Annotated in this window: 1 pseudogene; it reads left to right on the top strand. The window is 38.1% G+C overall.

The window, feature by feature from the left end:
- Positions 1-312: 312 nt before the first annotated feature.
- A pseudogene (tet(O), locus tag OCV99_RS17930) lies at positions 313-1,102 on the top strand (tetracycline resistance ribosomal protection protein Tet(O)); the annotation flags it as partial.

The following is a 1,102-nucleotide window of genomic DNA, read 5'->3' as shown; positions in this document are numbered from 1 at the left end:
AGCTTGACAAATAAAGGGTTAAGGAATATAATTAGATTCAGTATTATACAAGGAGTTAATAAATATGCGGCAAGGTATTCTTAAATAAACTGTCAATTTGATAGTGGGAACAAAAAGTAGCAGTCCCGTTTCACTTTTAATATGGGGCTTAGTTTTTTGTACCCAGTTTAAGAATACTTTTATCATGTAATTTTATATGCCCGAAAACATATAAGTGTTTTGGGGCTATTGGAGTTATTTACCCAGTGATAGGAGTATTTATCACTGGGTATTTTTATGCCCTTTTTTGGGTGTTGATAGGAGGAAAATCACATGAAAATAATTAACTTAGGCATTCTGGCTCACGTTGACGCAGGAAAGACAACATTAACGGAGAGTTTATTGTATACCAGTGGTGCAATTGCAGAACCAGGGAGCGTAGATAAAGGCACAACAAGGACAGATACAATGAATTTGGAGCGTCAAAGGGGAATCACTATCCAGACAGCAGTGACATCTTTTCAGTGGGAGGATGTAAAAGTCAACATTATAGATACGCCAGGCCATATGGATTTTTTGGCGGAAGTATACCGTTCTTTATCCGTATTAGACGGAGCAGTATTATTAGTTTCTGCAAAGGATGGCATACAGGCACAGACCCGTATACTGTTTCATGCACTACAGACAATGAAGATTCCGACAATTTTTTTCATCAATAAAATTGACCAAGAGGGGATTGATTTGCCAATGGTATATCAAGAAATGAAAGCAAAGCTTTCTTCGGAAATTATAGTGAAGCAAAAGGTTGGGCAGCATCCTCATATAAATGTAACGGACAATGACGATATGGAACAGTGGGATGCGGTAATTATGGGAAACGATGAACTATTAGAGAAATATATGTCAGGGAAACCGTTTAAAATGTCAGAACTGGAACAGGAAGAAAACAGGAGATTCCAAAACGGAACGTTATTTCCCGTTTATCACGGAAGCGCTAAAAACAATCTGGGGATTCGGCAGCTTATAGAAGTGATTGCCAGTAAGTTTTATTCATCAACGCCTGAAGGTCAATCTGAACTATGCGGGCAGGTTTTTAAGATTGAATATTCAGAGAAAAGGCGGC

It is taken from the genome of Dorea acetigenes, from assembly GCF_025567385.1.
GTDB classification, from domain to species: Bacteria; Bacillota; Clostridia; order Lachnospirales; family Lachnospiraceae; genus Claveliimonas; species Claveliimonas acetigenes.
The sequence above is the reverse complement of the archived record's forward strand: the minus strand, read 5'-3'. Positions and strand labels throughout refer to the sequence as shown.